20 protein-coding genes are annotated in these 24,209 nt (G+C 63.0%); 13 read left to right on the top strand and 7 right to left on the bottom strand.

The window, feature by feature from the left end; all coding sequences use genetic code 11:
- Positions 1–28: 28 nt before the first annotated feature.
- Complete coding sequence (locus tag ISS99_RS17535) at positions 29–1,714, bottom strand: AMP-binding protein (protein WP_204632916.1); 1,686 nt, start codon at positions 1,712–1,714, stop codon at positions 29–31.
- A gap of 166 nt (positions 1,715–1,880) precedes the next feature.
- Between ISS99_RS17535 and ISS99_RS17530 the strand changes: the two genes are divergently transcribed.
- Positions 1,881–2,318 carry a hypothetical protein gene (locus tag ISS99_RS17530; protein ID WP_204632915.1) on the top strand — a complete coding sequence of 146 codons (438 nt, stop codon included), beginning with the start codon at positions 1,881–1,883 and terminating at the stop codon, positions 2,316–2,318.
- Between the two features lie 42 nt (positions 2,319–2,360).
- Here ISS99_RS17530 and acnA read toward each other — a convergent pair whose 3' ends face one another.
- A complete protein-coding gene (acnA, locus tag ISS99_RS17525; RefSeq protein WP_204632914.1) occupies positions 2,361–5,096 on the bottom strand; it encodes an aconitate hydratase AcnA in 2,736 nt (911 codons plus the stop codon).
- A gap of 406 nt (positions 5,097–5,502) precedes the next feature.
- Here acnA and acnB point away from each other — a divergent pair, with 406 nt between their 5' ends.
- The 3 genes from acnB to ISS99_RS17510 all read left to right on the top strand — a co-directional run bounded on the left by acnB (position 5,503) and on the right by ISS99_RS17510 (position 10,500).
- On the top strand, positions 5,503–8,094 hold the full coding sequence (acnB, locus tag ISS99_RS17520; RefSeq protein ID WP_204632913.1) for a bifunctional aconitate hydratase 2/2-methylisocitrate dehydratase: 2,592 nt from the start codon (positions 5,503–5,505) through the stop codon (positions 8,092–8,094).
- An 85-nt stretch (positions 8,095–8,179) separates the two neighbouring features.
- The gene (locus ISS99_RS17515) at positions 8,180–9,082 is read left to right on the top strand and encodes a LysR family transcriptional regulator (RefSeq protein ID WP_204632912.1); all 903 of its coding nucleotides are present in this window, start codon (positions 8,180–8,182) and stop codon (positions 9,080–9,082) included.
- A gap of 137 nt (positions 9,083–9,219) precedes the next feature.
- Positions 9,220–10,500, top strand: coding sequence for an NAD(P)/FAD-dependent oxidoreductase (locus ISS99_RS17510; RefSeq protein ID WP_204632911.1), 1,281 nt, complete (start codon positions 9,220–9,222; stop codon positions 10,498–10,500).
- A gap of 114 nt (positions 10,501–10,614) precedes the next feature.
- On the opposite strand, the gene hflD is transcribed toward ISS99_RS17510, so the two are convergent.
- The 3 genes from hflD to ISS99_RS17495 are packed head-to-tail and all read right to left on the bottom strand — an operon-like array spanning position 10,615 to position 12,870.
- On the bottom strand, positions 10,615–11,238 hold the full coding sequence (gene hflD / locus ISS99_RS17505) for a high frequency lysogenization protein HflD (protein ID WP_204633953.1): 624 nt from the start codon (positions 11,236–11,238) through the stop codon (positions 10,615–10,617).
- Positions 11,239–11,248: 10 nt separating this feature from the next.
- A complete protein-coding gene (gene mnmA, locus ISS99_RS17500; RefSeq protein ID WP_204632910.1) occupies positions 11,249–12,376 on the bottom strand; it encodes a tRNA 2-thiouridine(34) synthase MnmA in 1,128 nt (375 codons plus the stop codon).
- Positions 12,373–12,870 (bottom strand): NUDIX hydrolase, encoded by a 498-nt coding sequence (locus ISS99_RS17495; protein WP_204632909.1) that lies wholly within the window; start codon positions 12,868–12,870, stop codon positions 12,373–12,375. Before ISS99_RS17495 ends, mnmA begins: the two co-directional genes overlap by 4 nt.
- Positions 12,871–13,000: 130 nt before the next feature.
- Here ISS99_RS17495 and clpS point away from each other — a divergent pair, with 130 nt between their 5' ends.
- Both clpS and clpA read left to right on the top strand, forming a co-directional pair.
- On the top strand, positions 13,001–13,330 hold the full coding sequence (clpS, locus tag ISS99_RS17490) for an ATP-dependent Clp protease adapter ClpS (RefSeq protein WP_204632908.1): 330 nt from the start codon (positions 13,001–13,003) through the stop codon (positions 13,328–13,330).
- A 120-nt stretch (positions 13,331–13,450) separates the two neighbouring features.
- Positions 13,451–15,721, top strand: coding sequence for an ATP-dependent Clp protease ATP-binding subunit ClpA (gene clpA, locus ISS99_RS17485; protein ID WP_204632907.1), 2,271 nt, complete (start codon positions 13,451–13,453; stop codon positions 15,719–15,721).
- An 83-nt stretch (positions 15,722–15,804) separates the two neighbouring features.
- On the opposite strand, the gene infA is transcribed toward clpA, so the two are convergent.
- Both infA and ISS99_RS17475 read right to left on the bottom strand, forming a co-directional pair.
- Positions 15,805–16,023: a translation initiation factor IF-1 gene (gene infA, locus ISS99_RS17480; protein ID WP_115476254.1), complete on the bottom strand. Its 219-nt coding sequence runs from the start codon at positions 16,021–16,023 to the stop codon at positions 15,805–15,807.
- An 80-nt stretch (positions 16,024–16,103) separates the two neighbouring features.
- A complete protein-coding gene (locus tag ISS99_RS17475) occupies positions 16,104–16,379 on the bottom strand; it encodes a polyhydroxyalkanoic acid system family protein (RefSeq protein ID WP_204632906.1) in 276 nt (91 codons plus the stop codon).
- A 100-nt stretch (positions 16,380–16,479) separates the two neighbouring features.
- Between ISS99_RS17475 and ISS99_RS17470 the strand changes: the two genes are divergently transcribed.
- The 7 genes from ISS99_RS17470 (at position 16,480) to uvrC (ending at position 24,168) form a co-directional block, all read left to right on the top strand.
- On the top strand, positions 16,480–17,250 hold the full coding sequence (locus tag ISS99_RS17470) for an FHA domain-containing protein (RefSeq protein ID WP_204632905.1): 771 nt from the start codon (positions 16,480–16,482) through the stop codon (positions 17,248–17,250).
- A gap of 91 nt (positions 17,251–17,341) precedes the next feature.
- On the top strand, positions 17,342–18,427 hold the full coding sequence (serC, locus tag ISS99_RS17465; RefSeq protein WP_204632904.1) for a 3-phosphoserine/phosphohydroxythreonine transaminase: 1,086 nt from the start codon (positions 17,342–17,344) through the stop codon (positions 18,425–18,427).
- 88 nt (positions 18,428–18,515) lie between these two features.
- Complete coding sequence (gene pheA / locus ISS99_RS17460) at positions 18,516–19,604, top strand: prephenate dehydratase (RefSeq protein ID WP_204632903.1); 1,089 nt, start codon at positions 18,516–18,518, stop codon at positions 19,602–19,604.
- A complete protein-coding gene (gene aroA, locus ISS99_RS17455; RefSeq protein ID WP_204632902.1) occupies positions 19,601–20,923 on the top strand; it encodes a 3-phosphoshikimate 1-carboxyvinyltransferase in 1,323 nt (440 codons plus the stop codon). Before pheA ends, aroA begins: the two co-directional genes overlap by 4 nt.
- Before the next feature lie 133 nt (positions 20,924–21,056).
- Positions 21,057–21,833: a 3-deoxy-manno-octulosonate cytidylyltransferase gene (kdsB, locus tag ISS99_RS17450; RefSeq protein WP_204632901.1), complete on the top strand. Its 777-nt coding sequence runs from the start codon at positions 21,057–21,059 to the stop codon at positions 21,831–21,833.
- A 2-nt stretch (positions 21,834–21,835) separates the two neighbouring features.
- Complete coding sequence (locus tag ISS99_RS17445; protein WP_338081590.1) at positions 21,836–22,300, top strand: low molecular weight protein-tyrosine-phosphatase; 465 nt, start codon at positions 21,836–21,838, stop codon at positions 22,298–22,300.
- A 41-nt stretch (positions 22,301–22,341) separates the two neighbouring features.
- Positions 22,342–24,168 carry an excinuclease ABC subunit UvrC gene (gene uvrC, locus ISS99_RS17440; protein ID WP_204632900.1) on the top strand — a complete coding sequence of 609 codons (1,827 nt, stop codon included), beginning with the start codon at positions 22,342–22,344 and terminating at the stop codon, positions 24,166–24,168.
- Positions 24,169–24,209 lie beyond the last annotated feature (41 nt).

Raw genomic sequence — 24,209 nt, 5'->3', positions numbered from 1 at the left:
CCGATGCTCGACTCCCGATTCTCGACAGTTAGCCGGCTGCGGCGGCTTTCTTCTCGTCGCGCAATTCGCGGCGCAGGATTTTTCCCACGTTGCTCTTGGGCAAGGCGTCCCGGAATTCGATCACCCTCGGCCGTTTGTAGCCGGTAAGGTTTTCGCGGCAGAACTCCTTGAGCTGCTCCACCGTCAGGTTCGGATCCTTGCGCACCACGAACAGCTTTACAGCCTCGCCGGAATGTTCATCGGAAATGCCGATGGCGGCGACTTCGGCGACGCCCGGGTGCTTCATCACGATATCCTCGATTTCATTCGGATACACGTTGAAGCCGGAGACCAGAATCATGTCTTTCTTGCGATCGACGATGTAGACGTAGCCGTTTTCGTCGATCTTGGCGATATCGCCCGTATGCAGCCAGCCGTCCGGCGTGAGCACCTTGGATGTCTCGTCCTGGCGCTGCCAGTAGCCTTTCATCACCTGCGGGCCGTGCACCATCAACTCGCCGACTTCGCCCTGCGGCAATGCCTGGTTGTCTTCGGACCATATCTCAATGTCGGTGGAGGGGATCGGCAGACCGATCGACCCGTTGTAATCCTTCAGGTCCAGCGGATTGATGCATACGGCCGGTGATGCTTCGGTCAAGCCGTAGGCTTCTGCCAGCGTGCAGCCGGTGACTTTCTTCCAGCGTTCGGCCACGGCACGCTGCACGGCCATGCCGCCGCCCAGGCTGAGACGCAGCTTGGAGAAATCGAGCTCGCTGAAACCCGGCGTATTGAGCAAGCCGTTGAACAGCGTATTGACGCCGGTCAGCGCAGTGAAACCCGACTTGCGCAGCTCTTTAACGAACGCGGGCATGTCGCGCGGATTGGTAATCAGCCAGCTCAGGCCGCCGAGGCGCATGAACACCAGTCCGTTCGCCGTCAGCGAAAAGATGTGATACAGCGGCAATGCCGTGATCACCACTTCCTGGCCTTCCTTCAGGTTGGCGCCGATCCACGAACCGGCCTGCAACATGTTCGCGATCATGTTGCCGTGCGTAAGCATGGCGCCCTTGGCCACGCCGGTCGTGCCGCCGGTGTATTGCAGGAACGCGATATCGTCGTGACCGATGTTCGGCTGCGTCAGCGGATGATGTGCGCCGCGCGACAACGCTTCGTTGAAGCGCACCGCCTGCGGCAGATTGAACGGCGGCACCATCTTCTTGACGTGTTTCACCACCAGGTTCATCACCGCACCCTTGGCGCCAAGCAGGTCGCCGATGCCCGTTGTGATGATGTGCTTCACTTCGGTTTCGGCGACTATCTGCTGCAAGGTCGCGGCGAAGTTGTCGAGCACCAGGATGGCCTTGGCGCCGGAATCCTCGAGCTGATGCTTGAGCTCGCGCGCGGTGTACATCGGATTGGTGTTCACCACCGTCAGGCCGGCACGCAGCGCGCCGAACAGGGCCACCGGGTACTGCAGGCAGTTGGGCATCATGATCGCGATGCGATCGCCCTTGACCAGTTTAAGCTCGCCGGTGAGGTAGCCGGCAAACTGGCGGCTCAGCTTGTCCGCTTCGCCATAGGAAAGTTGCTTGCCGAAACTATGGAAGGCAGGGCGCTGGCTGAAGCGCTCGAATGCTTCTTCGATCACCGCGGTCACCGACGCGTATTGATCGAGATCGATCTCGGCTGGCACGCCAGCGGGGTAGTGATCCAGCCAAGGACGCTCTTTGCTCATGTTCGATCCCAACCTCCATTAGTGACGTGCCCATGGTGGCGACGACTGGCATCGTGCATCATGCGGGCGAGGCATTGGAGCATACGCCCGCGTATAGCGGCAAGCGGCGTCGCAGCGATGGTTCTACGGCCTGTTCGCACTATTTTCGTGGCCTGGCAGGTGGGTGATGAAACGCGTGTACCGATTCGGCGGCCTGGTGATTATGCTGGCGTTTGCGCTGGCCGGGTGTCACCGCAAGCCGGACGATGTTTTGATTCGACAAGGTATCGATGCCGCCTCCCAGGCGACCGAGCAGTTGGATGCGTCGGCCTTGCTTGGCCAGCTTACGGATGATTTCGACGGCAATGGCAACGCCATGAGCCGGCAGGACATCGGCAACCTGTTGCGAATGGCCAAGTTCCGCGGAGAGACCCTGCACGCGGTGCTCGGCCCGGTGGATGTCGAGCCGCGTGGCGAGCGCTACGTGGCCGATTTCACCCTCACGCTGACCAGCGGCGGCAAGCTGTTTCCGTCGCAGTTGGGCGTTTTCAAGGTGGAGACGGCCTGGCGCAGGGAAGGCCGCGATTGGCGATGCTACGAAGCGACCTGGACGCAACAGCTTTGATCCAACGCCCCTCTCTCCATAAGGGAGAGGGGCGATGTGGGGTCAGGCAACCTTCTTGCTGGCGAGCTGGCGCAATACGTACTGCAGGATGCCGCCATGGCGGAAGAACTCGCGTTCCTTCGGTGTAAGCAGCAGCACCTTCACCGTGAACTTCTTCTCGCCGCCATCGCCCTTGGCGACCACGGTGGCTTCCTTCGATTCGCCATCCTTCAGGCCGGTGATCTCGAAGGTCTCCTTACCGGTCAAGCCCAGCGACTTGGCGTTCTCACCATCCTTGAACTGCAGCGGCAGCACGCCCATGCCCACCAGGTTGGAGCGATGGATGCGCTCGAAGCTCTCAGCGATCACCGCTTTCACGCCCAGCAGCAAGGTGCCCTTGGCGGCCCAGTCGCGTGACGAACCGGTGCCGTATTCCTTGCCGGCAATGACGATCAACGGCGTGTTGTCGGCTTTGTACTTCATGGCGGCATCGTAGATGGCCATCTGTTCGCCGCCCGGCACGTACATCGTATAGCCGCCTTCCACGCCATCCAGCATCAGGTTCTTGATGCGGATGTTGGCGAAGGTGCCGCGCACCATGACGTCATCATTGCCACGGCGCGAACCGTAGGAGTTGAAGTCCTTCGGCTCCACACCCTTGGAGATCAGGAAGCGGCCAGCAGGGCTGTCCTTCTTGATAGAGCCTGCCGGCGAGATGTGGTCGGTGGTGATCGAATCGCCAAACAGGCCCAACACGCGTGCGCCATGGATATCTTCGATCTTGCCTGTCTCCATGGTCATGCCTTCGAAGTAGGGCGGATTCTTGATGTAGGTGGAATCGTCCCACTTGTAGACCGAGCCATCGGGCGAAGCGATGTGATTCCAGCGACTGTCGCCCTTGAACACATCGGCGTAGCTCTTCTCGAACATCTGCGGATTGATCGCGCCGGCAATCACATCCGAGATTTCCTTGTTGCTCGGCCAGATGTCTTTCAGGTACACCGGTTTGCCATCGCTGCCTTCGCCGAGCGGATCATTGGTGAGATCGGTATCCAGCGTACCGGCCAACGCATAAGCCACGACCAGCGGCGGCGAAGCGAGATAGTTCATCTTCACTTCCGGATGCACTCGGCCTTCGAAGTTGCGGTTGCCGGAAAGCACGGACGCCACCGCCAGATCGCCTTCGCCAATGGCCTTGCTGATTTCCTGCGGCAAGGGACCTGAGTTTCCGATACACGTGGTGCAGCCATAACCCACGATATAGAAGCCGACCTTCTCCAGTTCTTCCAGCAGGCCGGTTTTCTTCAAGTAGTCGGTGACGACCAGTGAGCCAGGGCCGATCGAGGTCTTCACCCACGGCTTGGCCTTCAGGCCTTTGGCCGCGGCTTTCTTCGCCAACAGTCCGGCGCCAAGCATGACCGCAGGATTCGACGTGTTGGTGCACGAGGTGATCGCCGCGATCACCACCGCGCCATCATCGACGTGAAATTCCTGCCCGTTCATGGATACGCGCTGGCCCTTGGCCAGTGTGCTGGCATCGTGCCCCACCGAGGTGCCGCCGCCTTCGTTGGCAAAGCGTGCCTCGGCGCCGTTGCGGCTGGCGGTGAGCGCGCTGAGGCTGTCCTCGAAGCTCTTTTTCACATCGCCCAGCAACACGCGGTCCTGTGGGCGCTTGGGGCCAGCCATGGACGGCTTCACGTCGGCCAGGTCGAGTTCGAGCGTGGTGCTGAATTCGGCGTGCGGCGTGTGTTCGTCGTGCCACAGGCCCTGGGCCTTGGCATACGCTTCGACCAGCTTGATCTGCTCATCGCTGCGGCCGGACAAATGCAGATAGTTGAGCGCTTCCTGGTCGACCGGGAAGATGCCGCAGGTCGCACCGTATTCCGGTGCCATGTTGCCGATGGTGGCACGGTCGGCCAGTGGCAGATGCTTCAGGCCATCGCCAAAGAACTCCACGAACTTGCCGACCACGCCGAGCTTGCGCAGCATCTGCGTCACGGTCAGCACCAGGTCGGTAGCGGTAACGCCTTCCGCCAGCTTGCCGGTGAGTTTGAAGCCGACCACCTGCGGAATCAGCATCGAAGAGGGTTGACCCAGCATCGCCGCTTCGGCCTCGATACCGCCCACGCCCCAGCCCAGCACACCGATACCGTTGATCATGGTGGTATGCGAGTCGGTGCCGAACACGGTATCCGGATACAGCCATTTCTGGCCGTCTTTCTCGCCAGCAAACACTACGCGCGCCAGATGCTCCAGATTGACCTGATGCACGATGCCGGTGCGTGGCGGTACCACCTTGAAGTTGTTGAAGGCTTTCTGGCCCCAGCGCAGGAACGAGTAGCGTTCCTGGTTGCGATGGAATTCGATCTCGACATTCTTTTCCAGCGCCGACTCGGAGCCGTAGACATCCACCTGCACCGAGTGATCGATCACCAGTTCGGCCGGCGCCAACGGATTGATCTGCTTGGCATCGCCACCCAGCTTCACCACGGCGTCGCGCATCGCGGCCAGGTCCACCACGCAGGGCACGCCGGTGAAATCCTGCAGCACCACGCGGGCGGGCATGAAAGAAATTTCGGTATCCGGCTCGGCCTTGGCGTTCCAGTTGGCGACCGCCTCGATTTCCTTCTTGGTGACGTTCACGCCGTCCTCGTGGCGCAACAAGTTCTCCAGCAGGATCTTCATCGAGTAGGGCAACCGCTTGATGTCGAAGTGCTGGCCCAGCTTGGTCAGGCTGGCGATCTGGTAGGAGCTGCCGTTGACGTTGAGGGTGTCGCGGGTGGCGAATGAGTCCAGCATGGGGATAACTCCTGTAGCGTGAAATCTGGCGGACGCACGGGGCGTAACAGGGTGATGCTAGTGCAGCAAACGTTAGGGGAATTGCAAAAAACACCTTCCACGTTCGGGGATGCCGCAAAGTTTGGGACAAAACGAAGAGCGTGCAAGCCACTTTGGAGTCATTTGGCTACGTCCACATTGCAAGATTTCGAACGCAGCCGGAAACACCTTGTCGTTGCTGGGCTCATGGGCTGGCTGGCAAAATAGGCGGCTGACAGAACCGCTTTATCGCGATTTGCCCCCCGCAAACTGCGCTATGGCTCCTTCCCTCGCTTGAGGGGAGGGCAGGGATGGGGTCGTGTCTGGCCCTTCTCCCGGCCTCCTCTGCCAGCAGGGGAGCAAACCACCAGCCACAGGACGAGATCACATGCTCAACGCCTATCGCCAACATGCCGCCGAGCGCGCCGCGCTGGGTATCCCCCCGCTGCCGCTGACCGCCCAGCAGACCGCCGACCTGGTCGAACTGCTGAAGAACCCGCCCGCTGGCGAAGAAGCGTTCCTGGTCGACCTGATCACCAACCGCGTGCCGGCCGGCGTGGACGATGCCGCCAAGGTCAAGGCTTCCTACCTGGCCGCCGTAGCGTTTGGTACCGAGAAGTGCGCACGGATCACCCGCGAGAAGGCGACCGAACTGCTCGGCACCATGCTGGGCGGCTACAACATCCACCCGCTGATCGAACTGCTCGACGATGCGCAGGTCGGCGGCATCGCTGCCGATGCATTGAAGAAAACGCTGCTGATGTTCGACTCCTTCCACGACGTGAAGGAAAAGGCCGACAAGGGCAATGCGCACGCCAAGGCGGTGCTGCAGAGCTGGGCCGATGCCGAATGGTTCACCAGCCATCCGGAAGTGCCGCAGAGCATGACCATTACCGTGTTCAAGGTGCCGGGCGAAACCAATACCGACGACCTGTCGCCGGCGCCCGATGCGACCACCCGTCCGGACATTCCGCTGCACGGCCTGGCCATGCTGAAGAACAAGCGCGAAGGCGCACCGTTCCAGCCGGAAGAAGACGGCAAGCGCGGCCCGATCCAGCTGATCCAGGATCTCAAGCAGAAGGGCCACTTGGTGGCCTACGTCGGCGACGTGGTCGGTACCGGTTCCAGCCGCAAGTCCGCCACCAACTCGGTGCTGTGGTGGACCGGCGAAGATATCCCCTTCATCCCGAACAAGCGCTTCGGCGGTGTGTGCCTGGGCAGCAAGATCGCCCCGATCTTCTACAACACCATGGAAGATGCCGGTGCGCTGCCGATCGAGCTCGACGTCTCGCAGATGGAGATGGGCGATGTGGTCGAGCTGCGTCCCTATGAAGGCAAGGCGCTGAAGAACGGCCAGGTGATCGCCGAGTTCCAGGTGAAGTCCGAGGTGCTGTTCGACGAAGTGCGCGCCGGTGGCCGCATTCCGCTGATCATCGGCCGCGGCCTCACCGCCAAGGCGCGCGAAGCGCTGGGCCTGCCGCCGTCCACCCTGTTCCGCTTGCCGCAGAGCCCGGCCGACAGTGGCAAGGGCTACACGCTGGCGCAAAAGATGGTCGGCCGCGCTTGCGGCCTGCCGGAAGGCCAGGGCGTGCGCCCGGGTACCTACTGCGAACCGAAGATGACCTCGGTGGGCTCGCAGGACACCACCGGTCCGATGACCCGCGATGAGCTGAAGGACCTGGCCTGCCTGGGCTTCTCGGCCGACCTGGTCATGCAGTCGTTCTGCCACACCGCCGCCTACCCGAAGCCGGTGGACGTGAAGACCCATCACGAACTGCCCGCCTTCATCTCCAACCGCGGCGGCATCAGCCTGCGTCCGGGCGACGGCGTGATCCACTCGTGGCTCAACCGCATGCTGCTGCCCGACACCGTCGGCACCGGCGGCGACAGCCATACGCGTTTCCCGATCGGCATTTCGTTCCCGGCCGGTTCCGGCCTGGTCGCGTTCGCGGCGGCCACCGGCGTGATGCCGCTGGACATGCCCGAGTCGGTGCTGGTCCGCTTCAAGGGTCAGTTGCAGCCGGGTGTCACCCTGCGTGACCTGGTCAATGCGATTCCGCTCTACGCCATCAAGCAGGGTCTGATGACCGTTGCCAAGCAGGGCAAGAAGAACATCTTCTCCGGCCGCATCCTGGAAATCGAAGGTCTTCCGGAGCTGAAGGTGGAGCAGGCGTTCGAGCTGTCCGACGCATCCGCCGAGCGTTCGGCCGCGGGCTGCACCGTGCACCTCAACAAGGAGCCGATCATCGAGTACCTCAACAGCAACATCACGCTGCTGAAGTACATGATCGCCCAGGGCTACCAGGACGCCCGCAGCCTGCACCGCCGCATCAAGGCGATGGAAGCATGGCTGGCCAATCCGCAGTTGCTGGAGCGCGATGCCGACGCCGAATACGCCGCGGTGATCGAGATCGACCTGGCCGACGTGCACGAGCCGATCGTCGCCTGCCCGAACGATCCGGACGACGTGAAGACCTTGTCCGACGTGGCCGGTGCGACCATCGATGAAGTGTTCATCGGTTCGTGCATGACCAACATCGGTCACTTCCGTGCCGCCTCGAAGCTGCTGGAAGGCAAGCGCGATATCCCGACCCGCCTGTGGGTGGCCCCGCCGACCAAGATGGACCAGCAGCAGCTCACCGAGGAAGGCCACTACGGCGTGCTCGGTACCGCTGGCGCGCGCATGGAAATGCCGGGTTGCTCGCTGTGCATGGGCAACCAGGCGCAGGTGCGCGAAGGTGCGACGGTGTTCTCCACCTCCACCCGCAACTTCCCCAACCGCCTGGGCAAGAACTCCAACGTGTACCTGGGTTCGGCCGAACTGGCGGCGATTTGCTCGCGTCTGGGCCGCATCCCGACCAAGCAGGAGTACATGGCCGACATCGGCGTGATCAACGCCAATGGCGACAAGATCTACCGCTACATGAATTTCGACAAGATCCAGGACTTCAAGCAGGTTGCGGATACCGTCGAGGCCTGAGTCATCAGATAAGCAACACCCGAAGCCCGGCCCTGCGCCGGGCTTCGTCGTTTATGCTTTGCAAAAGCAAACCGCAGGCGCACGGATGATCTCCACCCACTTATCGGTAGTTTCCCTGCGCGACCTGATCCTGGTGCAGGCGGTGCATCGCCATGGCAGTTTCAACAGCGCCGCGCGCGCGATGCACATCAGTCCGTCCGGTCTGTCGCATCAGGTGCAGAAAGTGGAGCAGGCGTTGGGCGCGCCGTTATTCGAGCGGGGCGGCCGGCGCGTAGTGCCGACAGCTGGTGGGCAGCGTTTGCTGGAGCAGATCGATGCCGTGCTGCTGGCGGCCGAGCATTTGCAGCAGACGGCGCGTGCCGGCGAAACCGCTTTCGGCGGCGAGCTGCGCCTGGGCGTGCTGGCGACCCTCGGGCCTTATCTCCTGCCGCACCTGATTGCTCCCTTCCCGCAGCACTTCCCGCAGGCCCGCCTCAGCCTGTCCGAAGGCAAGCCGCGCGGCCTGTTGCGGCGTTTGCACGAGGGCGAGCTGGACGCGGTGCTGGCACCGCCGGCGGCGCCGATCAGCGGCATCACGATGCAACAGTTGTTCTTCGAGCCGTGGGAAGTGCTGATGCGCGCCGACCACGCCTTGGCCGGCAAGCGCACCGTTGCGCTGGATCAATTGCTGGCGGACGAGGCCATCCAGATGGCTGAAAGCCACGCGGACGGCAAAGGCTATGTGCAGGACGTCAGCCTGGAAAGTCTCGCCGCCCTGGTCACCTTGCGCGGTGGATATGCGCTGGTGCCGGCGCTTGCGCACGATCGCCTGGCTTCCATGCCGGACATCGTCCTGGCCAAGATCAAGGGACCGCAGGTGCCAGGACGGGACATTGCGTTGTATTGGCGCGAAGCCTCGCCGTGGCATGCCGATCTGCAGGCATTTGCCGATTTGCTGCGCAAGCTGGCGCGTCAGCGGCCAGGGCTGAAAGTGATCGAAGGTGACTGAGCCGCGCGGCATTTCGTATCATGGCGTATTGCATTGCAACAAGCTGAGTGTGAGCGTTGCGGGCTCGCCGGGTTGTCCCTCCATCGGTCGTCCGAAGCGGAGCACTCATTCTTTGTTCCCCAAGGAAGAAATCCCCGATGCATCGCGTTGTTATCGTCGGAGGCGGCGCAGGCGGCCTCGAACTGGCGACCAGGCTGGGCAAAACGCTTGGACGTAGCGGGCGCGCCAGGATCACCCTGGTCGATGCCAACCTCACCCACATCTGGAAGCCTTTGCTGCATGAAGTGGCGGCGGGTTCTCTGGACGCGGCCAATGACGAGCTGAGCTATCTCGCTCAGGCCAAGTGGAATCACTTTGATTTCATCTACGGGCGAATGACCGGCCTGGACCGGCGTCGCCACGTCATCCAACTGGCCGGATGGAAGGGTATGTATGCGCCCGGCGAGGTGCCGCCGACCGAAGTGCGCTACGACACCTTGGTACTGGCAGTCGGCTCCGTCTGCAACGATTTCGGCACGCCGGGCGTGCGCGAGCACTGCATCTTTCTCGATTCCCGCCACGACGCCGAACGCTTGCGCCGTGAAATGCTGGAACGCCGCCTGGCTGCGGTGACCGAAGGGCGTTCGCATCGATTGCGCGTGGCGGTCATCGGTGGTGGTGCCACGGGCGTGGAACTCAGTGCGGAGCTGTGCGATGCGCAGCGCAAGCTGGCGCAATACAACCATCAGCAAGGCGCAGAGGATCTCGACATCACCTTGATAGAGGCGGGGCCGCGCCTGTTGCCGGCGTTGCCGGAGCAGATCGGCGCCTCGGTGGAAAAAGAATTGCGCAACAAGCTAGGCATTCGCGTGCTGACCGGAACGCCGGTGAAGCGCGCCGAAGCCGACGGCCTTTTTGACGCACAAGGCAACAAGATCGATGCGGAAATGATGGTGTGGGCAGCCGGCATCCGTGCCCCGGGGTTCTTGCGCGAGCTGGACGGGCTGGAGAGCAATCACCTTGATCAGTTGCTCGTGCGGCCGACCTTGCAGACCACTCGCGACGACGACATTTTTGCCTTCGGCGACTGCGCTTCGTGTCCGCTAGGCGGCGATGCAACAGGCAATGTGCCTCCGCGTGCGCAGGCGGCTCATCAACAAGCGGAACTGCTTGCACAAAATGTAGCATCGCGTTTGGAAGGCAAACCCCTGCGGCCGTTCCAGTATCACGATCACGGCTCGCTGGTTTCGCTGGCCTCCTACAACACGTTCGGCAACCTGTTGGGCAACCGGGTGATTGAAGGCTGGGTGGCCCATTTCTTCTACGCGTCGTTGTATCGCATGCACCAGTCGGCGCTATACGGTCACTGGCGAACCACGCGCCTGATGGTCGGCGGCTTCATTGCCAAGAACACGCGGCCGTTGCTGAAACTGCATTGATTGAGAGCGGGGAACGTGCAGGTAGCGCAAGATTGATTTTTTCGCTCTGGAATGAGCGCAAAGGAAAAGCTTGACGAGAGGGATGACTACGACGCGCTTCCCCGTTCCCGCTTTTCAGCGATTGTCCAGCGTGGTGCCCGTCAAAAGGCCTCTCGCCAGCATGCTGCACTGGCGGCGATGAAACAGCAGTTGCCACTGCCTGCCGCCGATCTGTCGCCACAGTACGGCCGAGCGCACGGCGGCCAATAGACTGGCGCGCACACGCTCCACCAGCACCGGTTGCTGCAGCCACTGGGGGTTGCCGGTGACCATCACGCGGGGGCGCAAGGTGGAAAGCGTGCCTGCGTAGAGTTCGGCCAGCCGGCTGAAAACCTGCGGCGAGCCCAGGCCGAAATGCTCGACTTGCCGCTTGGCTGACACGATGCCCTGCTGCAACTGGTCGAGCAGATCCTGGCGGTGGGCAAGGGCGCGCTCAAGGCGCATCACCGTAACCACCATGCGCGTGATCGCGATGTCCCGGCTGCTTTCGTCCAGTTGCCCGATCAACGCCCGCAGGCCTACGCGCAAGCCGGAAACGTTGCCATACACGCCGATGACCGACGGTGCGTCGATGCGAAATACGCTGGCGAGGCTGGCATCCAGCGCCAGGTCGTCGCAACGGCCTTCGTTCGCCAATTGATGAGCCAGGGAGGACGCCTGAAACAGGCCGGCCAGGGCCAGGACGCGTTCTTCGTTGATGGCAAAAGCTTCAAACACGCTGCGTTACTCTCTTCGTTGTTGCTTCTTTCAGGCCGCCAAAGGCGGCATCCGTGGCAGAAATGACCGCACCGCCCAGGCATTCCTCGCCGGCATAGAACACCACCGACTGGCCAGGCGTGACGGCGCGTTGCGGTTCGTCGAAGCGCACCTCGACGCTATCGCCACAAAGGGAGACCACGCATTCCTGGTCATGCTGGCGATAACGCGTCTTGGTCGTGCACCGGAACACCTCCGAAGGTGCGGCGCCGGCAACCCAGGTGGGGGATTCGGCAACCAACCGGTTTGAGTAGAGCCATTCGTTCTCGCCGCCTTGGGCGACGAACAGCACATTGGACGAGACGTCCTTGCCGACCACGTACCAGGGATCGCCGCCAGCGCCCTGGCGCCCGCCGATACCCAGCCCGTTGCGCTGCCCCAGGGTGTAATACATCACGCCCTGGTGTTCGCCGATGCGGCGGCCGTCCGGGCTGCGCATCTCGCCGGGGCGGGCAGGGATGTATTGCGTCAGAAACTGACGAAAATCGCGCTCGCCGATGAAGCAGATGCCGGTGGAATCCTTTTTGGCGTGCGTGGGCAGGGCGGCTTCGCGCGCCATCTCGCGCACCAGCGATTTTTCGATCTCGCCGACCGGAAACAAGGTGGCCGACAGCTGCCGCTGCCCCAGCGCATGCAGGAAGTAAGTCTGGTCTTTGCCGGTGTCGACGGCCCGCAGCAGGCGATAGCGGCCCTCCAGCTCGTCGACCCGCGCATAGTGCCCGGTGGCGATCTTTTCCGCGCCCAGGGCCTGGGCCTCCTCCAGGAAGGTCTTGAACTTGATCTCGCGGTTGCACAGCACGTCCGGGTTGGGCGTGCGGCCGGCCCGGTATTCGGCCAGGAAATGCTCGAACACCCCATCCCAGTATTCGGCGGCGAAATTGCGGGCGTGGAAGGGGATGCCCAGCCTGCCGCAGACCGCCACGGCGTCCTTGCGGTCCGCGTCGGCGGTGCAGGGACCGCTGCGGTCGTCTTCCTCCCAGTTCTGCATGAACAGGCCTTCGACGTCATGCCCCGCTTGTTGCAGCAGCAGGGCGGCGACCGACGAATCGACGCCGCCGGAGATGCCCAGCATCACCTTCATGGGTGGCCACCGCCCGGCATGAGGTCGGAGACGATCGACAGCGGCAGGCGCTGGCCGGCGAGCCAGGCATCGATGCTCATCAAGACCATGGGGCTGCGCAGGCGATCGCCGAGATCCTCGATTTCGCTGCGCTTCAGCCACAGCGCCCGGCGCACGCCGGTATCAAGCAGTTGCTGAGGATCGTGGCTCAAGGGCTTGGCGGCAAAGCTGAAACGCACCACCACGTCGCCGTGCTCGTGGCTGCGCCACTGGTGCACGCCAATCAGGTGAGTAAGCGCCACCCGCCAGCCCGTCTCCTCCTGGGTTTCACGCACCGCGGCTTCTTGCAGGCTCTCGAAGTCGTCCAGATGCCCAGCGGGCTGGTTATAGGCGATGCGGCCGCCGACCTCCTCCTCGACCATCAGGTAGCGGTCGCCGTCGGCCACCACACAGGCGACGGTGACGTGGGGTCGCCACACGTCTTTGTTGTCACGGGAGTTGTCGGTGGCTGTCATGGGAGGATCAAAAAGGACCGGGGAGGGCACTGGAAATGGCGTTATTGTGCCATTACCTCAAGCACTCCCGCCCGGATGCGTGATTCGTCCGGGCGTATACTGGACTTGAACAAACCCACATTCTAAAAGCATGGCGAACGAACCCGAACACGAACAACACAACGGTGGACACGGTCTCGCCGTTGAAGTATCCAAGCCTGAAGTGGCGCGCCCCCCGCTGTTTCAGGTGCTGCTGCTGAACGACGATTTCACGCCGATGGACTTCGTAGTCGAGGTATTGCGCAGTTTTTTTGGGATGGATCAGGAAAAAGCCGTACAGATCATGTTGCACGTACACACCCGCGGTAAGGGCGTGTGCGGGGTGTTTACCCGCGAAGTGGCCGAAACCAAGGTCACTCAGGTGAACGAGTATTCACGTGCCAACCAGCATCCTCTGTTATGCACGATGGAAAAGGTTTGAAGTCCGTTCAACATTTCAGCGTGACAGCCGTTATGCAGAGATATTGATCAGGCGTTTTTGGCCCCCATCTTGCATCCAACGCGGTAGAGCCGCCCCATCATCGCAGCGGAGAAGGTCCGGATGTTCAGCAAGGATCTCGAAGTCACCATCGGCCAGTGCTACAAGCAGGCCCGCGAACAACGCCATGAGTTCATGACGGTCGAGCACCTGTTGCTCGCCCTCACTGAGAACCAGTCGGCGCTGGGAGCCCTGCGAGCCTGCGGCGCGGATCTTCCGCGACTCACCCACGAGCTGGAAAAGATCATCGCCGAGACCGTGCCGGTACTGCCGCACGGCGACGAGCGTGATACTCAGCCCACGCTGGGATTCCAGCGCGTGCTGCAGCGCGCGGTCTACCACGTGCAATCTTCCGGCCGGAAGGAAGTAACCGGTGCCAACGTGCTGGTGGCCATCTTCGGCGAGAAGGATTCGCACGCGGTGTATTTCCTGCACCAGCAGGAAATCACTCGTCTGGACGTAGTCAATTACATCTCGCACGGCATCGCCAAGATCGGCGACGAGCCGTCTTCGGGCATGCCCGGCGTCGATCGGGATCCCGAGGAAGGCGGCGATGGCAAGGGCAATCCGCTCAGCGAATACGCCTCCAACCTCAACGAGTTGGCGCTGGAGGGCAAGATCGATCCGCTGATCGGCCGCCAGGACGAAATCGAGCGCACCATCCAGGTGCTGTGCCGCCGCCGCAAGAACAACCCGCTCTATGTCGGCGAAGCCGGCGTGGGCAAGACCGCGCTGGCCGAAGGTCTGGCCAAGCGCATCGTCGACGGCGAAGTGCCCGAGGTGCTGGAAAGCGCCACCATCTGGGCGCTGGATCTGGGCGCACTGGTGGCCGGTACCAAGTATCGCGGCGACTTCGAGAAGCGCCTGAAGGCGGTGATCGCCCAGCTCAAGAAGCAGCCGGGCGCCATTCTCTTCATTGACGAGATCCACACCATCATTGGTGCGGGTTCGGCATCCGGCGGCACCATGGACGCCAGCAACCTGATCAAGCCGATGCTGGCGTCGGGCGAGCTGCGCTGCATCGGTTCCACCACCTTCCAGGAATTCCGCGGCATCTTCGAAAAAGATCGCGCGCTGGCCCGCCGCTTCCAGAAGATCGACGTGGTCGAGCCCACCGTGGCCGACAGTTTCGAGATCCTCAAGGGTCTGAAGTCGCGCTTCGAGGAGCACCACAGCGTCACCTATACGGTGGAAGCGCTGAAGGCCGCCGTGGACCTGTCCGTGAAGCACATCCCCGATCGCTTGCTGCCCGACAAGGCCATCGACGTGATCGACGAGGCCGGTGCCCGTCAGCGCCTGTTGCCGGTCGACCAACGCACCGGCAAGGTGGACGTGCCGGAAGTGGAGTATATCGTCGCCAAGATGGCGCGCATCCCGGCCAAGCAGGTTTCGGCCTCGGATCGCGATGTACTAAAGAATCTGGAACGCAACCTCAAGATGGTGGTGTTCGGTCAGGATCCGGCGATCGAGGCGCTGGCCGCATCGATCAAGATGGCGCGTTCCGGCCTGGCCGATCCGTCCAAGCCCATCGGCTGCTTCCTGCTCGCCGGTCCTACCGGCGTGGGCAAGACCGAGGTCACCAAACAGCTGGCGATGCAACTGGGCATCGAGATGATCCGCTTCGACATGTCCGAATACATGGAAGCGCACTCCGTCTCGCGCCTGGTCGGTGCACCTCCGGGCTATGTCGGCTTCGACCAGGGCGGCTTGCTCACCGAGGCGGTCACCAAGCATCCGCACGCGGTGCTGCTGCTGGACGAAATCGAGAAGGCGCATCCGGATGTGTTCAACATCCTGCTGCAGGTGATGGACCGCGGCGTGCTTACCGATACCAACGGCCGCGAAGCCAACTTCAAGAACGTCATCGTGGTGATGACCACCAACGCTGGTGCCCAGCAGGCTTCGCGCCGTGGCATCGGCTTCGTCAAGCAGAACCATTCGATGGACGCGATGGAAGTGATCCGCCGCAGCTTTACGCCGGAGTTCCGCAACCGCCTGGATGCGATCATCCAGTTCAACGCGCTGGACTTCGAGCACATTCTGCGTGTGGTCGACAAGTTCCTGATCGAGCTGGAATCGCAACTTGGCGAGAAGCACGTCAGCCTGGATGTCGACGCCGACGCCCGCCGCTGGCTGGCCGAGCATGGCTTCGACCCGCAGATGGGTGCCCGACCGATGGCCCGGGTGATCCAGGAGAAGGTGAAGCGCGTGCTGGCCGACGAGCTGCTGTTCGGCAAGTTGGCGGACGGTGGCAAGGTGATTCTGAGCGTTCGCGAAGGCGAGCTGCGGGTGGATACCGAGGCCGCCGAGCCGGTGCCGGCAACGGTCTCGTAATGAGGCCGTGACGCCCGGGAACGAAAAAGCCGCGCATTGCGCGGCTTTTTTTTGGATCGGCGCGGCGCGCCCGACCCGCGGGGTCACTTCATGCGGTAGGTAATACGGCCCTTGGTCAGGTCGTAGGGGGTCATTTCCACCTTGACCTTGTCGCCGGTCAGGATGCGGATGTAATGCTTGCGCATGCGGCCTGAAATGTGGGCGATGACTATGTGGCCGTTTTCCAGCTGCACACGAAACATGGTGTTAGGCAGGGTTTCCACCACCGTGCCTTCCATTTCAATGACGTCGTCTTTGGCCATGCGTTCCGGAGTTCGCGCAGGCCACCATGGCCGCGTAAGCCCTCGATTATGCCACGAATCGCGCCCCGGTCAAAGAAGCGTTAAGCGAAGTGCTCATCCAGCTTCCGGCGGATTTCCTGCTCGATCATGTTCTTGAGCGGGGAAAAAAGCATGCCGAGCTGTGCGCTCACGTAGATTTCATCGCTGCCGATGGTGATTCTGCCGCTGATACCGGGGCGCTCGAAAGCCAGGGCATCGTTCTGCCACTGCGTTTTCACCTCGAATTTCTCGCGCATGCGCGCGGCAACCTTGTCGATGACCGCGTGGGCCTCGGATTGGGAAAGACGGTGGGGGCGGCGGATTTCGATGCTGGCCATGACGAAACTCTGAAAGCGAACCGCGCATGATAATGCGTAATCTTTGCCGATAGTTCCTACGCATCTGATAGAGTCGCGCCGTCACGCAGTCGGTCACTTCATGCGCATTGAGTTCCCTCATTCCAACCGCACCGGTTTCCAGTGGAACCAGGCACTGCTGCGCATCGGCAGCGATCCCGGCAACGATCTCGTCCTGGCAGCGAGCCAGGCTGCGCCGCACCATCTGTCCATCAATCTCGATCGCCGGGGTTGGGTACTGGAAGTGTTGCCCGAGGTCACCCGCGTCTATGTGAATGCACGTCCCGTGCGCGAGCGGGCCATCCTGCGTCCCGGCGACACCTTGAGCGTGGGCGATTGCCGCATGCTGCTCTGCACAGACGAAACCCCTGGTGGCAGGCCGTCGCCGGATGTTCCGGGACCCGAGCGCTGCACCGTCGCCTTGCGTGCCATCGCCGGGCCGCTTTCCGGGCAGGTGCTGCCGCTGGCAGACCGTCTGGAATTGGGGCCGCAGGGCAGGGTTTTGCTGGATCTTCCGCAGGGGGAATCGGCAAGCCTGGAAATTTTCTGGCGGGACGGGCAACTGCGCATGGAGACCAGCCAGGCTCCGGAATCGCGTTACCCGGTACGCATCAACGGAAACGTGGTCCAACGGGCGGAATTGTTGCCGGGGGATCAGGTCGGCATCGGCATGCATCGTTTTCTGATCGATGCCCCGGGCCTGGAACCCGAGCCGGAAATCGTGCTCCCCGAGCCGCCGGCCGAACCCCTGCCCGAAGATTCAGCCGGCCCGCGCGGCGAAGTCTGGTGGCTGATTGCCACGGCTGCGGTACTGGCTCTGGGCATCGCCTTGATGTTGCTGATGCGTTTCTGACCAGTTCGGGGCGTTGGCTCGTTTCCCGTTGACGATGTGTTGCTGCGGCGCGGCATAATGCATCGATCATCCAGCACGGGAATCACAGCGCGTGAGCAGGGTTTGGAACTTCAGTGCGGGGCCGGCGGCCCTGCCATTGCCGGTACTTGAGCGCGCACAGCGCGAACTGCTGGATTGGGAGGGGAGCGGTGCCTCGGTGATGGAGCAATCCCATCGCGGCAAGCGCTTCATTGCCATGGCCGCGCAGGTCGAAGCAGACCTGCGCGAGCTGATGGGCATTCCCGCCGATTGCGCCGTGCTGTTCGAGCAAGGTGGCGCCACCCAGCACTTCGCCCAGATCCCCATGAACCTGGCGGGCGAGGGTGACAGTGCCGACTACATCGTCACCGGGCACTGGAGCGAGAAGGCCGCCAGCGAGGGTGCACCTTATGTACGGGTGAACGTGGCGGCGAGTAGCAAAACCGAGAACTACCTGCGCATGCCTGCGCGCGACACCTGGAAACTCGACCCCGCTGCCGCCTACGTGCACCTGGCCACCAATGAAACGATCCACGGCGTCGAGTTCCAGGACATCCCTGATGTCGGCGACGTACCGCTGGTGGCCGACATGTCTTCTGACATCCTCTCCGGCCCGATCGACGTCAGCCGTTTCGGCCTGATCTACGCCGGTGCGCAGAAAAACATCGGCCCGTCCGGCCTGGTGCTGATCATCGTGCGCCGCGATTTGCTGCAACGAGCGGTGCGCCCGATGGCGCGCATTTTTCGCTACGCCGAACACGCCGCCAACGACTCCATGCTCAACACCCCCAACACCTGGGGCTGGTATCTGGCCGGGCTGACGTTCCAGTGGCTGAAAGAGCAGGGCGGACTGGCGGCGATGGATGCGCTCAACCGGCAGAAGGCGGCGCTGTTGTACTCGACCATCGACGGTTCGGGCGGTTTCTATCGCAACCCCATCGACCCGTCCGTCCGCTCGCGCATGAATGTGCCTTTCACCCTGCACGACAGCGCACTCGATGCAGCCTTTCTCAAGGAGTCCGAAGCGGCCGGCTTGCTGGCGCTGAAAGGCCACAAGGCGCTGGGCGGCATGCGTGCTTCGCTCTACAACGCCGTGCCGCTGGAGGCCGTACAGGCACTGGTCGCTTTCATGCACGACTTCACCAACCGGCACGGTTGACGGCCGCGAAGGCAATACGGACATTCCCCGCGGTTTCAGGCACTATGGGCTTTCCATTCAGACATCTTTACGCTTGGACATCCAACGCATGAACGATCCCAAGTCATCGCTGGCCGAGGTGCGCGATCGCATCGACAGCATCGACCGGCAGATCCAGGAACTGATCTCCGAACGCGCCAACTGGGCCCGCGAAGTGGCGCGTGTAAAAGGTGAGGGGTTGTCGGCGATTGACTATTACCGTCCCGAGCGCGAAGCGCACGTGCTGCGCATGGTGGTCGACCGCAATCACGGTCCGCTGTCCGATGGGGAAATGGTCCGGCTGTTCCGCGAGATCATGTCGTCCTGCCTTGCCCAGGAAGACCCCCTCAAGGTCGGTTACCTCGGGCCAGAGGGTACCTTCAGCGAACAGGCTGTGCGCAAACACTTCGGCCACGCTGCCTACGGCTTGCCGTTGGGCAGCATCGAGGAAGTGTTTCAGGAGGTAGTCGCCGGCCACGCGGACTTCGGCATCGTGCCGGTGGAAAATTCCGGACAGGGCATGATCCAGATCACCCTGGACATGTTCCTTACCTCCGAGGCACGCGTTTGCGGCGAAGTGGAGCTTCGCGTGCACCAATGCCTGCTTTCGCAGAGGGACTCGCTGGAAGACATCAAGCGCGTCTACGGCCATGCGCAATCGCTGCAGCAATGCAAAACCTGGTTGCGCGTGAACCTGCCGGATGCCGAATGCATCGCCGTGACCAGCAACGCCGAAGGCGCGCGCCTTGCGCGCCACGCGGACGATTCAGCCGCGATCGCCGGCGAGACTGCCGGCAAGATCTATGGCCTCAAGACCGTGGCCAATGCCATTGAAGACCGCGCGGACAACACGACGCGCTTCCTGGTGATCGGCCGCTCGCTGTTTCCGGCTTCCGGCAACGACCGCACCTCGCTGCTGATTACTGTCAACGACAAACCCGGCGCGCTCTACGACGTATTGAGCCCGTTCGCCAAGCATGGCGTAAGCATGAATCGCATCGAGTCGCGTCCGGCGCACACCGGCAAATGGCAATACGCCTTTTTTATCGACGTGTCCGGCCACATCGACGATGCGCCGCTGCAATCGGCTTTGAAAGACATGGGGCCGGTAGCGACCCAGGTACGCGTGCTCGGCTCCTACCCGGTGGCCCTGCCATGAGCGGCACACGTCACCTGGATTGGGTCAGTCGCCCCGTGGATGCCGTGCATGGTGCTTGTTTGCATGGGGATGTCGTGGTTCCCGGCGACAAGTCGGTATCCCATCGCTCGATGATGCTGTCGGCCATCGCCGAAGGCACTTCGCACATCCGCGGCTTTCTCGAAGGCGAGGACACCCGCGCCACGGCAGCTGTGCTCGCGCAGTTGGGCGTTTCGATCGAGGCGCCGTCGGACGGCGAACGTATCGTTCGGGGCGTCGGCTTGCATGGCCTGCGCGGATCGCACAAACCGCTCGATTGCGGTAATGCCGGTACCGGCATGCGCCTGCTCGCCGGTCTGCTGGCCGGGCAGTCTTTCGACAGCGTCCTCGTCGGTGACGAATCGTTGTCCAAGCGCCCGATGCGCCGCGTCACCGATCCGCTTGCCCGCATGGGCGCGCAGATCGACAGCCAGGATGGCCTGCCGCCACTGCACGTGCGCGGCGGTCGTCCGCTGCAAGGCATTCGCTACGAGTTGCCGGTGGCCAGCGCGCAGGTGAAATCCGCGCTGTTGCTGGCCGGGTTGTATGCCCAGGGCAGCACGGAAGTCATAGAACCTCATCCCACGCGCGACTACACCGAGCGCATGCTCGCGGCCTTTGGCTGGCCGATCGAATTTTCGCCCGGCCATGCCAGGCTCGAAGGCGGTCATCGCCTGCGCGCCACGGATGTGGTCGTGCCGGCCGATTTTTCCTCGGCGGCGTTCTTCCTGGTTGCGGCCAGCATCGTGCCGGGTTCGTCGTTGCGCTTACCTGCCGTAGGCTTGAACCCGCGCCGTACCGGCCTGCTGGAAGCCTTGCGCCTGATGGGCGCCGACATCCGCATCGAGAACCAGGGCGAAAGCGGCGGCGAATCGATCGGCGACCTGGTGGTTCACCACGCCCCCTTGCATGGCATCGAGCTGCCCGAGGCACTGGTGCCCGACATGATCGACGAATTCCCGGTCTTGTTCATTGCCGCGGCGTCCGCGCAAGGGCGCACCGTGGTGCGTGGTGCCGCCGAGCTGCGGGTGAAGGAGTCGGACCGGATCGCCACCATGGCTGCCGGCATGCGCGCCCTGGGGATACGCATCGAAGAAACCCCGGACGGCGCGATCATCGATGGCGGCGCGATCGGGTCCGGTACGGTGCACAGCCATGGCGACCATCGCATCGCCATGAGTTTTGCGGTGGCAGGGCTGGTGGCGACCGGTGCAGTGACCATTGGCGACTGCGCAAACGTGGCCACCTCGTTTCCGGGTTTCGTGAAGCTTGCGAACGGCTGCGGGTTTGCGCTGAGCTGAAGGCGAGCTTGCGGGGCTGATGTCGGCGCAGTGGCGAAGTCCCGCCCAAGCCGTCAATATCGCTGTTCAAGGAACCCCACGCCCCAAGCCCCCTTTTTGCAGATGGGATGAGGGGGCTGATAGCGAGCGCCGCATGTCGTCTGCTGTACCTGAGTTTATCGTTGCCATTCCAGCCCGTTATGGCTCGACTCGTTTACCGGGCAAACCATTGCGCAGCATTGCCGGTGTGCCGATGGTCGTTCGCGTCGCTCAAAGGGCTTTGCTTGCCGGCGCATCGCAGGTAGTCGTGGCTACGGACGATCAACGCATCGTCGACGCGCTGGCAGGACAAGGCGTGGATGTATGCCTGACTCGCGCCGATCACGCTTCCGGCAGCGATCGCCTGGCGGAATGCGCCGCGCATTACCGCTGGCCGGCGGATGCCATTGTGGTAAATCTCCAGGGCGACGAGCCTTTTGCGCCGGCTGCCGGCATCTGTGAAGTGGCCAAGGCCCTGGCGCAGGACGATGCGCCGATGGCAACCCTGGCCACACCGATCAGCGACGCGCACGAGCTGTTCGATCCCAATGTGGTGAAGCTGGTACGCACCGCTCAGGGACGTGCCCTTTATTTCAGTCGTGCACCGCTGCCCTGGGCACGCGATGCCTTTGCGGCACCCCGCGAGACGCTGCCGCAAGACCTGCCGTTTCTTCGGCACATCGGCATCTATGCGTATCGCGCAGGTTTCCTGCAGCAATACACCGGTCTGGCGCGCACGCCGCTGGAGCAGGCCGAATCCCTCGAGCAACTGCGTGTGCTCGAGCACGGTTATCCGATCGCCGTGCACCTTACTCCCGAACCCTTTCCGCCGGGAATCGATACCGAAGCCGATCTGCAGCGCGCCGAAGCGTGGCTGAGCAAGCAATCGTGAGCGTGCAGACCATCCTTTTCGTGTGCCTGGGCAATATTTGCCGTTCGCCTTTGGTGGAGTCGGTGGCGCGCAAGCGCCTTGCCGAAGCGGGCCTGAAAATCAAAGTGGCATCCTGTGGCACCGGCGGCTGGCACGCGGGCGAGCAGGCCGATCCGCGCATGCGCGCCGCGGCGGCCGGAGCGGGCTACGACCTGGGTCCGCATCGTGCGCGCCAGCTGAGCCTGGAGGATTTCGAGCGCTACGATCTGCTGCTCGCCATGGACAGCGACAACATGCGGGAAATGCGCCGCATGGTCGGGGAAGAAGTGGCCAGGCGCACCTGCCTGTTCCTGGAATGGGCCAGGATGGCGCCGCCCCACGAATTTCCCGATCCCTACTTCGGGGAACTCACCGGTTTCGTGCAATCCATCGTGCTTGCCGAGCAGGGTGTACGCGGCTTGATCGGGCGGCTGCGCGACGGCGGATAAAGCAGGCGCGGACGTCGCGCCAACCGGCTAAAATCGTTCGCATGCAGCCCGCATCCTCCCAGGCCTTCGACGGCAAGGCCTTTGTCAGCACGCTTACCACGTCGCCCGGCGTCTACCGTTACTTCAACGAAGACGGCGAACTGCTTTACGTAGGCAAGGCCAGCAACCTCAAGAAACGCGTCGGCAGCTACTTTTTGAAGCCGCGCATGGAGCCACGCATCGCCGCGATGGTGGCGCAGATCGTGCGCGCCGAAATCACCGTCACCCGCACCGAGGCGGAAGCGTTGCTGCTGGAATCGCAGCTGATCAAGGCGCTCAAGCCGCGCTACAACATTCTGTTGCGCGACGACAAAAGCTATCCGTATATCTATTTGTCGGGCGGCGAAGATTATCCGCGGCTGGCCTTCCATCGCGGTGCGCGCAACCAGGCGGGGCGGTACTTTGGCCCGTTCCCCAGCGCCTTTGCGGTACGCGAAAGCCTCAACCTGATGCAGAAGCTGTTCAAGGTACGCCAGTGCGAAGACAGCTACTTTCGCAATCGCTCGCGGCCCTGCCTGCAATACCAGATCGGCCGCTGCACCGGCCCCTGCGTGGGCTTGATCAGCACCGAGGACTACCGCAGCGACGTGCGTCACGTGGAGATGTTCCTGGACGGGCGCAGCAGTGCGGTGATCGATGAGCTGGTCGGTTCGATGGAGCAGGCCAGTGCCGCGCTGAATTTCGAACGCGCCGCCGCATTGCGCGACCAGGTGGCGGCATTGCGCAAACTGCACGCACAGAACCACGTGCAGGGCGCCACGGCCGACATGGACGTGATCGCCTGCCGCATCGAATCGGGCATCGCCTGTGTCAGCGTGCTGTTCTTCCGCAACGGCATCAGCCTGGGTACGCGCGATTTCTATCCGCGCCTGCCGCTGGACGCCGAACCGGCCGACGTGCTGGCGCAGTTCGTCGCGCAGTATTATCTGGACCGCCCGGTGCCGCGTGAAATCATCCTGGGCGAAACCATCGCCGACGAGCAGTTGCTCGGCGAGGTGCTGGCTCAGCAATGCGGTCACGCAGTGGAACTCAAGTCGCGCGTGCGCGGCGATCGCGCGCAGTTCCTGCAAATGGCCGAGCGCAACGCGCAAGCTTCGCTCACCTCGCGCATTGCCAGCCGGCAGACGCTGGGTACGCGCTTCGAAGACCTGCAGAACTTGCTGGGTTTGGACGAGCCGCCGCGCCGCATCGAATGTTTCGACATCAGCCACACGCGGGGCGAGGCCACCGTCGCCTCCTGCGTGGTGTTCGGCCCGGAAGGGCCCGAGAAATCGCACTACCGCCGTTTCAACATCGCCGGCATCACGCCCGGCGACGATTACGCCGCCATGCATCAGGCGCTTACCCGACGCTTCCGCAAAGTGGCCGAAGGCGAGGGCGTCCGGCCGGACGTGCTGCTGATCGACGGCGGCAGCGCCCAGGTGGCGCAGGCGCTGGATGTCCTGCGCGAGCTGGGTGTTGCCGGCATCGAGGTGGTGGGCGTGGCCAAGGGGCCGGGCAGGCGCGCCGGCGAGGAGACGCTGATCCTGGCCGGGTCGAACCGGGAGATTCATCCCGGCCCCAGTTCCCCGGCCCTGCACCTGGTGGCCGCGGTACGCGACGAATCGCATCGCTTTGCCATCAGCGGGCATCGCAAGCGGCGCGAAAAGGCCCGGGAGCGCAGCGTGCTGGAAGATGTGCAAGGCGTGGGCGCCCGCCGCCGCACGGCCCTGCTCAAGGCGTTCGGCGGCCTGGCTGGCGTAGAGGCCGCGGGGGTCGAAGAGTTGATGCAGGTGAAAGGGATTGATCGCGGCCTGGCCGAACGCATCTATGACGCACTTCACGCCTGACGGCTCAAACTCCTCCTTGTGCGGAGAGCGGGCACTCTTGC

This window comes from Dyella mobilis (genome assembly GCF_016904945.1).
In the GTDB taxonomy this organism is placed as follows: Bacteria; Pseudomonadota; Gammaproteobacteria; order Xanthomonadales; family Rhodanobacteraceae; genus Dyella_B; species Dyella_B mobilis.
This window is presented reverse-complemented; position numbering and strand designations above follow the sequence as displayed.

Bases quoted from the DNA above. Each gene is read 5' to 3' on its own strand.
- ISS99_RS17515 (WP_204632912.1), top strand. From the start codon at position 8,180: ATGATCTCCACCCACTTATCGGTAGTTTCCCTGCGCGACCTGATCCTG.
- mnmA (WP_204632910.1), bottom strand. From the start codon at position 12,376: ATGAAGGTGATGCTGGGCATCTCCGGCGGCGTCGATTCGTCGGTCGCC.
- uvrC (WP_204632900.1), top strand. From the start codon at position 22,342: ATGCAGCCCGCATCCTCCCAGGCCTTCGACGGCAAGGCCTTTGTCAGC.
- ISS99_RS17495 (WP_204632909.1), bottom strand. From the start codon at position 12,870: ATGACAGCCACCGACAACTCCCGTGACAACAAAGACGTGTGGCGACCC.
- ISS99_RS17535 (WP_204632916.1), bottom strand. From the start codon at position 1,714: ATGAGCAAAGAGCGTCCTTGGCTGGATCACTACCCCGCTGGCGTGCCA.
- ISS99_RS17475 (WP_204632906.1), bottom strand. From the start codon at position 16,379: ATGGCCAGCATCGAAATCCGCCGCCCCCACCGTCTTTCCCAATCCGAG.
- clpS (WP_204632908.1), top strand. From the start codon at position 13,001: ATGGCGAACGAACCCGAACACGAACAACACAACGGTGGACACGGTCTC.
- infA (WP_115476254.1), bottom strand. From the start codon at position 16,023: ATGGCCAAAGACGACGTCATTGAAATGGAAGGCACGGTGGTGGAAACC.
- ISS99_RS17510 (WP_204632911.1), top strand. From the start codon at position 9,220: ATGCATCGCGTTGTTATCGTCGGAGGCGGCGCAGGCGGCCTCGAACTG.
- aroA (WP_204632902.1), top strand. From the start codon at position 19,601: ATGAGCGGCACACGTCACCTGGATTGGGTCAGTCGCCCCGTGGATGCC.
- pheA (WP_204632903.1), top strand. From the start codon at position 18,516: ATGAACGATCCCAAGTCATCGCTGGCCGAGGTGCGCGATCGCATCGAC.
- kdsB (WP_204632901.1), top strand. From the start codon at position 21,057: ATGTCGTCTGCTGTACCTGAGTTTATCGTTGCCATTCCAGCCCGTTAT.
- ISS99_RS17470 (WP_204632905.1), top strand. From the start codon at position 16,480: ATGCGCATTGAGTTCCCTCATTCCAACCGCACCGGTTTCCAGTGGAAC.
- ISS99_RS17530 (WP_204632915.1), top strand. From the start codon at position 1,881: ATGAAACGCGTGTACCGATTCGGCGGCCTGGTGATTATGCTGGCGTTT.
- clpA (WP_204632907.1), top strand. From the start codon at position 13,451: ATGTTCAGCAAGGATCTCGAAGTCACCATCGGCCAGTGCTACAAGCAG.
- acnA (WP_204632914.1), bottom strand. From the start codon at position 5,096: ATGCTGGACTCATTCGCCACCCGCGACACCCTCAACGTCAACGGCAGC.
- acnB (WP_204632913.1), top strand. From the start codon at position 5,503: ATGCTCAACGCCTATCGCCAACATGCCGCCGAGCGCGCCGCGCTGGGT.